The organism is Streptomyces sp. NPDC031265, from assembly GCF_055570295.1.
The window spans coordinates 1-8,139 of record NZ_JBVIHM010000034.1 but is presented as its reverse complement, the minus strand read 5'-3'; the positions used below and the strand labels follow the sequence as shown (position 1 = coordinate 8,139).

The window sequence follows — 8,139 nt, the reverse complement described above, 5'->3', positions numbered from 1 at the left end:
GTGACGGGAAACGGCGGGAATGGGGGCGCTGGGGCGGAGGATTTTTTGGGGGCCCAACACCCCCCATATCCCCTCCCCCCCCCCCTCCAACGGGCCCCCCGGCGGGCGCCGGGCGCGCATCCGCCCTTACGACACGTACAGCTTCCCGGGGTGCGGGTAGTTGGAGCGGTAGCCCATCAGGTCGCGGGCGTCGGCGGGCTTGAGCTTTATGCAGCCGTTCGACTTGTAGTCGCTGCTGCCGTCCCAGCGGTAGGGCTCGCTGGAGCCCGGCTTGCCGCTGGGGAGCATCTCGCTGTGGATGAGGAGCTGCGTGCGGTTGGTGCCCTTCCCGTGGGGCTCGCAGTGCTTGTCCCCGATGTACCGGGAGATGCCGTTGACGCCGTGCGGGCCACCGGGGTGGTGCGCGTCGAAGGTCTTGATGTCGTACGTGGCGCTGGGCAGCACTCCTCGGTTCGACGGGTACGAGTTCGTGCTGCCCGTCCCCGACCCGGCGCGCCAGGTCTTCACCGTGTACTTCAAGATGCTCCTGATGCTCCGCCGCGAGGGCCCGCCGTACACCACGAGCCCATCCAGGCTCGCCGACCTGCTGGGCCTCACCCGGGGTGCGCTGCCGTCCCGGCTTGGGCCGCTGGAGCAGGCCGGCCTGATCACCCGGGCGACCGACGCGACCGACCGCCGCCGTGTCCACGTACAACTGACCGCGGCCGGGCACGAGGCGCTGCGGGGGCATCTCGACTCCGAGGGCCGGGGCGAGGAGGCCCTGCTCTCGGTGCTCACCGATGAGGAGAGGCACGCTCTCGCCGGGCTGCTGCGCAAGCTGGTCGTGGGCGTCGAGTCCGGGCCCGGGGTGCCTTGACGCCCCTGGTCACCCTGATCGGCCTGCCCGGTCACGCCGTGTGACCGGGCAGGCATCACCCACCCCGCTGCCCACAGCGCGCCCTGGCGCAGCCGGATTGGCCACTTTAAGTGTCCGCACAACCCGTGCGTTTCACGGAAGTACGGCGCAAGCTGGAATCGGAGCCGGGCCGTCTATCCCCGAGCAGACGGCCCCGCTTCGTCCGGGGCGCCGCCGACCGCGGGAGGACGGCGCCCCGAAAACGCCGCGCTCAGCCCGCCAGCTCCGGGTGGTGCAGCCGCGCCACCTGCGGGTGGGCCCGCAGCCAGCCCTTCAGCTCATTGCGGCCGTACTCGGCGTGCAGCGGGTTGTCGGCGCTGTGCGCCACGCCCGGCGCGTGCGCCAGATAGGCGCCGGGGACCGTGTCGATACGGGCGTCCAGGCGCGGGTTGTAGAAGAACGGTACCGAGTACCGCTCCACCGCTCCGGGCGGCGAGACCACCCGGTGGTCGGTGGCGGAGAGATAGCCCTCCGTCGCGATCTCCAGGAGCTCGCCGAGGTTGACGACGAAGGCGCCGGGCAGCGGCGGAACGTCCACGAAGCCGTCCCCGAGCCGGACTTGGAGCCCGCCCACCGAGTCCTGGAGCAGCAGCGTGAGGAAGCCGTAGTCCTTGTGGGCGCCGACACCCTGACCGTCGCCCTCGGGCGCGCTGCCGGGGTAGCGGATCAGCTTGGTGTGCAGATGCGGGCGCTCCGCGAAGGCGGCATCGAAGAAGTCGGCCGGGGCGCCGATCGAGGCGAGCAGCTCCTGGAGCAGCCGGTGCGCGACGGCCGCGAGCCGGTCCTGCCAGTCGAGCACGACGGCGCGCAGCTCGGGCAGCGCGTCGGGCCACTGGTTCGGCCCCTCCAGCCAGCGGTACGCCGGGTCGTCGGGCCCCACCACGGGCGCGGGCCGCTCGGCCCCGACGTCCAGCTGGTCGCGCCAGTCCGAACGCCCGCCCGTCAGCTCGTGGCCGATGCGCGTGTAGCCCCGGAAGTGCGGCGAGCGCAGATTGCTCAGAGCGAGCCGGTCGGCCTTGGGCAGCGAGAAGAACTCCCTGGTCAGCCCCAGTATGCGGGCGACATCGGCGTCGTCGATGCCATGCCCCGTGAGATGGAAGAACCCGGTGTCGCGAGCCGCGCGGTGCAGCCCCTCGCGGAAGGCGTCACGCGTGCCCGGGGCATCGGCCTGCGAGAGGTCGACCACGGGGAGGGAGGTGGGAAGCAGGGTGGTGCTGGACATGAGCGGGTTCCGTTTCCGTTCCGGGATGCACGGAGGTCCTGTTCCCGGGGTTGGCGGGAGGACGGCCGGGACGGATCGGCGTATGGGTGCGCCGGAACCGGAGGGACCGCGACAGGACCGTTGGCAGAAGGGCGAAGGGCCGGGGCGGGCGGAGAGCCGGGCCGGGGCCGTGGCCGCGAAGGCCGCGAGGGTCAGTCCTGCGGGCGACAGCTCATGCTGGTGACGCGCACGTAGTCCACGTGTCGGCGCATCACGAGAAGAGTCATGCCATGAGGGTACGCCCGCGGCGCCCGGTCGCGGAGGAGACCTTCCCCACATCCCTGCTTCATGCCCGGTTCAGGTGCCGGCCAGGTTGATCTCCACTCGGGAGCGGCACGGCTGCCGCTCAGAGGCCCTGGTGGGCCATCCCCTGCTTCCTCGCCTGCCGTCCCGCTGCCCCGTCGCGGCAACCCTCCATCCATGGTCCAGGGTTGCAGCCCGCCTTCTCCCCACCTCGCCCGTCCGACCGCCACCGCTCGCAGCCGCCCTTGAGCAGCTTGCGGGCATCGCGCCCGTCCGGTCGTAGTGGCGTGCGCGGGAACCCGCGATGAACCCCGACTCGTACGCGATGTCGTCGGCCCACGGCGGCCGGTCGTTGTACTCCCAGACGGCGTACGAGACAGCCGTCAGGAGGAGGGTGACGGCGGCGGCGATCGCGCCGAGTGTCTTCAGGCGCGGGCGGCCGGGGGCGCGGTGCGCGCCGATGGTGTGATGCCCCAACAAGAGCATGACCGCACCCTGTCAGCCGGGACCTTCCCGGATGTTTCGTGAAGGGCCGCGATGTTCGGCGAAGAGCGGCCGCCGGGATTCGCGTACGGCCGTCGACCTGCGCGGCAGGCCCGCTGATCCGATCGGGGCAACCCCCCGCCTGCCTACCGAGCCCGGCGTCCCGGGTTGGCGAGAGTCGTACGCGATCAGCCGCACGCGCCGGCCCGCCCACCAGCCAAGGGACCCCCATGCTCCGTCGCCTCGACGTCGTCCTCGTCAGCCTCTCCGCCGCGGCCTGCCTCACCGCCGGAACGGCGGCGGCCGCCGTCTCCTCCGACGATTCCCGGGAACTGACGCCCCGTGAGCAGGCGGGCCTCCAGTTCGCGGGCCATGTGCTCGGCAGCCTCTTCGGCGGTTCGCCGCTGCGCGGTGCGGGTCTCTGACACAGCGAGGCGGGCGCCCACCCCTGCCGGGGGTGGGCGCCCGCTTTCATGCGGTCCGCAGCCGGATCAGCTGACGCTGACCGCGGCCCAGGCCGTGTTCACCGCCTTGTACTCGGCGCTGCTCGCGCCGTAGAGCGCGCTCGCCGCGTTGAGCGTGGCGGTGCGGGCGCCCGCGTAGTTGGTCGTCGACGTCATGTACGTGGTGAGCGCCTTGTACCAGATCTGGACGGCCTTGTCCCGGCCGATGCCGGTGACCGTGGAGCCGTTGGACGTGGGCGAGTTGTAGCTGACGCCGTTGATGGTCTTGGCGCCGCTGCCCTCCGAGAGCAGGTAGAAGAAGTGGTTGGCCGGGCCCGACGAGTAGTGCACGTCGAGGTTGCCGAGGCCGGAGTCCCAGCTGTCCTTGGAGCCGCCGTCCTTGCTCGGCTTGTCCATGTACCGCAGCGGCGTGCCGTCACCGTTGATGTCGATCTTCTCGCCGATGAGGTAGTCGCCGACATCGGTGGAGTTCTTCGCGTAGAACTCCACCGAGGTGCCGAAGATGTCCGAGGTCGCCTCGTTGAGGCCGCCGGACTCACCGCTGTAGTTCAGGTTGGCGGTGGCCGCCGTCAGACCGTGCGACATCTCGTGCCCGGCCACGTCCAGCGAGGTCAGCGGGGCGTTGTTGCCCGTGCCGTCGCCGTACGTCATGCAGAAGCAGCTGTCGTCCCAGAACGCGTTGACGTACGCGTTGCCGTAGTGCACACGGTTGTAGGACGCCACGCCGTTGTTCTTGATGCCGTTGCGACCCAGCACGTTCTTGTAGAAGTCCCAGGTGACCGCCGCCCCGTAGTGCGCGTCGACGGCCGCGGTCTGGGTGTTGGAGGCAAGCCCGTTGCCCCACACGTCGTCCGCGTCGGTGAGGAGCGTTCCCTTGCCGGAGGTCTTGTGGGCCAGGTCGTACGTCTTGTGGGCGCCCCGCGCGGAGTCGCTGAGCTGGTACGTCGAGCCGGAGAGCGTGGTGCCGACGGTCACCTTGCCGCTGTACTCGCTGTTGCCCGTACCGGTCTTGACGGCCTGCCACTCCGAGAGCTTCTTGCCGGTCGTCGCGTCCGTGACGACGTGCAGCTGGCTCGGTGTGCCGTCGTCCTGGAACCCGCCGACGACCGTCTCGTAGGCGAGCACCGGGGTGCCGCTCGCCGCCCAGATCACCTTGCGCGGCGCCTGGTCGGCCGTGGCCTTCTGAGCGCCCGCACCCTTGGCGGCGGTGAGCGCCTTCTGCTGGACGGTGGCCGCGCCGAGGGCGGGGGTGGTGGAGGCGACCTTGATGGCGGCTCTGGTCGCCTTGGTCACGCCCGCCGACTTGCCCGCCTTGGTCTCGTGCACGACGAGGTCGCCGCCGAGGACGGGAAGTCCGGCGTAGGTGCGCTCGTAACGGGTGTGGACGGTGCCGTCGGCGTCCTTGATGACATCGCGGACGACCAGCTTCTCCTGGGCGCCGAGGCCCAGTTCACCGGCGGTCTTCGCGGTGGTGGCGTTCGCCTCGCGGATCAGCTCGGCCCGCTGGGAGGCGGAGAGGCGGAGCGGCTGCGCGGACGTGCCGTCGCCTGTGGGGGAGGCGTCGGCGGATCCGGAGGCCAGGCCGGTGAGGCCTGCGGCGAGCAGCGCGGCGGCGGCGACGGAGCCGGCGACGCGCGTAGAACGCGATATACGAGAGGTCACGCGAGCGTCCCTTTCTGAGGGGGGAGGTGTGGGGGGTGCGGGTGCCACGTGCGAGCACAGCGTTGCAGCAGGGGCGCGTACATGTCATGGAGGTGTCGACAGAATGACTGGAAAACGTCAGCGGGGGAGTAAGCCGGGGCGGAAGAGGAAGTCGCTTTCCGGTCAAGGGATTTCGGGAGCCCCAGGTCGTCGCGGGTCAAGCTGTGAACCGGCTGTGACTTTCCGTGGTGGCTGGAAAGCGACCTTCGATGTGAAGGGAGGGGGCGTGAGAGGCCTGGACGTGCAGCCGAGGTGTGACTACTGTCTTCTGCACCTACTCAAAAAATTGAGTATGCGAGGGGAGAGGTGGCTGATGGCGATGAGCGCCTTCCGCAAGGCCGTGGAGTCCGGCGACCACGCCGCGATCGAGGAACTGCTCGCGGAGAACGTGGTGTTCACCAGCCCGGTGGCGTTCAAGCCGTACCCGGGCAAGGCGATCACGGCGGCGATCCTGCGGGGCGTGGGCCGGGTCTTCACCGACTTCCGCTATGTACGGGAGATCGTCGGCGCGGACGGCCGTGACCAGGCGCTGGTCTTCACGGCCAAGGTCGGCGGGCTGGAGGTCAACGGCTGTGACTTCCTCCACTTCGACGAGGACGGTCTCATCGACGACCTCACGGTGATGGTCCGCCCGCTGTCCGGCGCCCACGCCCTGGCCGAGGCCATGGGGGCCCAGTTCGACCGCATCCGCGCGGAGGCGGCTGCGGGCTGAGCGCCCGCGGCGGCACACGACGAAGCCCGGGCCGACGAGGGTCACCTCATCGGCCCGGGCTTGTTCGTCGGGGGGAGCCGTTACTCGACGACGAGCTCGACCTCGATGTTGCCGCGCGTCGCCTTGGAGTACGGGCAGTAGGCGTGCGTCGCCTCGACCAGCTGGCGGCCGGTCTCGCCCGCGAGCTCGTCCGGCAGCTCGACACGCATGACGACCGCGAGGCCGAAGCCGGTGTCGTCCTTGCCTATGGAGACCTCGGCGGTGACGGAGACGTCCTTGGTGTCGACCTTCATCTGACGGCCGACCGCTCCCATGGCGCTGGCGAAGCAGGCCGCGTACCCGGCGGCGAAGAGCTGCTCCGGGTTGGTGCCCTCGCCGTTTCCGCCGAGCGCCGGGGGCATGGCCAGGGGGAGGTCGAGCCGGCCGTCCGAGCTCACGGCCCGGCCCTCGCGCCCGTTGGCGGTGGCGGCGGCGGTGTACAGCGCGTCCATGGGATGCCTCTTCTTCCGTCCGGTGGTGAGCGGCGGCCGCTCTCTTCTGCTCTAAAGAATTGCACACAACTAAATTGCGTGCAACTCAATGATGGGCGACAAGCTACCCTGGTGTCATGAGCTCCTCGTCGACTCCCGCCGCGTCGCACCCGCCCCTGGCGTCCGACGTCGATCTGCTCCGCCTCGACCACCAGGTCTGCTTCTCCCTGCACGCCGCCTCGCGCGCGTTCGGCGGCGTGTACCGGGAAGCGCTCAAGGGCCTCGGCCTCACCTATCCGCAGTACCTGGTGATGCTGGTGCTGTGGGAGCACGGCCCACAGCCCGTCAAGGTGATCGGCGAGCGGCTGCGGCTCGACTCGGGCACGCTCTCGCCCCTCCTGAAACGGCTGGAGGCGGCGGGCCTGGTGACCCGCGAGCGCAGCGCCGAGGACGAGCGCTCGGTGACGGTCCGGCTCACTGAAGAGGGCTCCGACCTGCGGGATCGGGCGCTGCCCGTGCCCCTGAAGATCCTTTCGGCCACGGGTCTCTCGGTGGCCGAGGTCCTCTCGCTCCAGCAGCTTCTGGGGCGGATCACGACCGCCCTGGACCAGGCGCACTGAAGGCGTCGGGCCGCGCCGCCCACGCCGGCGGCCGGGCCTCGGTCGCGTAGGTGTCCACGTACTCCTGCTCGGAGAGCGCCCGGATCGCGTACATGATCTCGTCCGTCACGGCGCGCAGCACCGCGCGCTGGTCGGGCAGGTCCGCGTAGCGGGAGAAGTCGAGGGGCTTGCCGAAGCGGATGGTGACCGGTACCCGGCGCGGCAGCCGCCGGCCGCGCGCCTGGGCCTCGAACGTGCCGATCATCGCGCAGGGGATCACGGGCGCCCCCGACCGCAGCGCCATGGCGGCGACCCCGGCCCTGCCCTTGTACAGCCGTCCGTCGTGCGACCGGGTGCCCTCCGGGTAGATGCCGAGCAGTCCGCCGTCGCGCAGCACCCGTATTCCGGTGTCGACCGCCGCCTGTGCCGCGTCTTTGCCCGAGCGGTCCACCGGGATTTGCCCGACGCCACGGAAGAACGCGGCGGTCGAGCGGCCTTTGACTCCCCGGCCCGTGAAGTACTCCATCTTGCAGAGATAGGTGATGCGCCGCCGGATTGTCACCGGAACCAGGAAGGAGTCGCAGAACGAGAGGTGGTTTCCCGCGATGATCGCGGCGCCGGTGCGCGGCACGTGCTTCAGCCCTTCGACCTTGGGTCGCAGGGGCCACCGCAGCAGTGGCACCAGCACGATGTATTTGAATGCGTAATAGAACACGCCAGTGAGACCCTTTCCCGAGTGACCCCCGCGCCGAGGCACGCTAATAGGGGTCCGAGGTGGGCGGGAGAGGGCCTATTGAGCCATGCGATGGCGGCCGAAAACACGATTCCGCTCCGGTGCGGCACCGGAGCGGAGGCATTTGCGTTCAGAATGCGGACGTTTGCTGGAGGGGGCTGCGCGGGCTTCCCGCGCGGATGAACGGCCTTGGCGTGGCGGCTACTTCAGGCCCATCGCGTCGCAGGCGTCCTTGACGTTGGGCGTGCAGATCTCGGAGGTGGAGTAGACGCCGTCGCGGATGACCGTCTCCTTGAGGTTGGCCTTGGTGAGGGCCACGATCGGGATGATCATGGAGGGGATGGCCCTCTTCGTGGGGGAGTCGGCCGTGGTCTTGGTGATCATGGTCAGCGGCTGGCCCTTGGCGAGGGCGACGGCCATCTGTGCCGCGATCGGGCCTTCCTGGACGTAGGGCTTGTAGACGCTCATGAACTGCTCGCCCATGACGATGCGCTGGACTCCGGCGAGTTCGGCGTCCTGGCCGGTGACCGGGGGAAGCTTGGCGAGGCCGGCCGCCTTGAGGGCGGTGATGATGCCGC

General features: G+C 70.2%; 11 protein-coding genes. 4 read left to right on the top strand and 7 right to left on the bottom strand.

The annotated features are described in order from the left end of the window. Positions 1–126 precede the first annotated feature (126 nt). On the bottom strand, positions 127–444 hold the full coding sequence (locus tag ACZ499_RS34535; RefSeq protein ID WP_468680426.1) for a hypothetical protein: 318 nt from the start codon (positions 442–444) through the stop codon (positions 127–129). Between ACZ499_RS34535 and ACZ499_RS34530 the strand changes: the two genes are divergently transcribed. Next, positions 419–856: a MarR family winged helix-turn-helix transcriptional regulator gene (locus tag ACZ499_RS34530; protein ID WP_468680424.1), complete on the top strand. Its 438-nt coding sequence runs from the start codon at positions 419–421 to the stop codon at positions 854–856. The two genes, ACZ499_RS34535 and ACZ499_RS34530, sit on opposite strands and share 26 nt — an antisense overlap. A 250-nt stretch (positions 857–1,106) precedes the next feature. Here ACZ499_RS34530 and ACZ499_RS34525 read toward each other — a convergent pair whose 3' ends face one another. Next, positions 1,107–2,117, bottom strand: coding sequence for an isopenicillin N synthase family dioxygenase (locus ACZ499_RS34525; protein ID WP_468680421.1), 1,011 nt, complete (start codon positions 2,115–2,117; stop codon positions 1,107–1,109). 336 nt (positions 2,118–2,453) lie between these two features. Then, a complete protein-coding gene (locus ACZ499_RS34520) occupies positions 2,454–2,885 on the bottom strand; it encodes a hypothetical protein (protein ID WP_468680418.1) in 432 nt (143 codons plus the stop codon). Positions 2,886–3,112: 227 nt separating this feature from the next. On the opposite strand from ACZ499_RS34520, the gene ACZ499_RS34515 reads away from it, so the two are divergent. After that, positions 3,113–3,307, top strand: coding sequence for a hypothetical protein (locus tag ACZ499_RS34515; RefSeq protein ID WP_468680416.1), 195 nt, complete (start codon positions 3,113–3,115; stop codon positions 3,305–3,307). A 66-nt stretch (positions 3,308–3,373) separates the two neighbouring features. Here ACZ499_RS34515 and ACZ499_RS34510 read toward each other — a convergent pair whose 3' ends face one another. Further along, entirely contained in the window at positions 3,374–5,008 is a 1,635-nt protein-coding gene (locus ACZ499_RS34510) for a M4 family metallopeptidase (RefSeq protein WP_468680414.1), read from the bottom strand. A gap of 358 nt (positions 5,009–5,366) precedes the next feature. On the opposite strand from ACZ499_RS34510, the gene ACZ499_RS34505 reads away from it, so the two are divergent. Continuing rightward, positions 5,367–5,759: a nuclear transport factor 2 family protein gene (locus tag ACZ499_RS34505; RefSeq protein WP_385827986.1), complete on the top strand. Its 393-nt coding sequence runs from the start codon at positions 5,367–5,369 to the stop codon at positions 5,757–5,759. Between the two features lie 80 nt (positions 5,760–5,839). Here ACZ499_RS34505 and ACZ499_RS34500 read toward each other — a convergent pair whose 3' ends face one another. Further along, positions 5,840–6,250 (bottom strand): organic hydroperoxide resistance protein, encoded by a 411-nt coding sequence (locus ACZ499_RS34500; RefSeq protein ID WP_371656068.1) that lies wholly within the window; start codon positions 6,248–6,250, stop codon positions 5,840–5,842. A gap of 116 nt (positions 6,251–6,366) precedes the next feature. Here ACZ499_RS34500 and ACZ499_RS34495 point away from each other — a divergent pair, with 116 nt between their 5' ends. Continuing rightward, positions 6,367–6,849, top strand: coding sequence for a MarR family winged helix-turn-helix transcriptional regulator (locus ACZ499_RS34495; protein ID WP_468680411.1), 483 nt, complete (start codon positions 6,367–6,369; stop codon positions 6,847–6,849). Here the strand turns inward: ACZ499_RS34495 and ACZ499_RS34490 are convergent. Then, positions 6,821–7,543: a lysophospholipid acyltransferase family protein gene (locus tag ACZ499_RS34490; RefSeq protein WP_468680409.1), complete on the bottom strand. Its 723-nt coding sequence runs from the start codon at positions 7,541–7,543 to the stop codon at positions 6,821–6,823. The genes ACZ499_RS34495 and ACZ499_RS34490 overlap by 29 nt on opposite strands. Positions 7,544–7,762: 219 nt before the next feature. After that, positions 7,763–8,139: substrate-binding domain-containing protein (locus tag ACZ499_RS34485; protein ID WP_468680408.1), on the bottom strand; the 377-nt coding region annotated here is incomplete at its 5' end.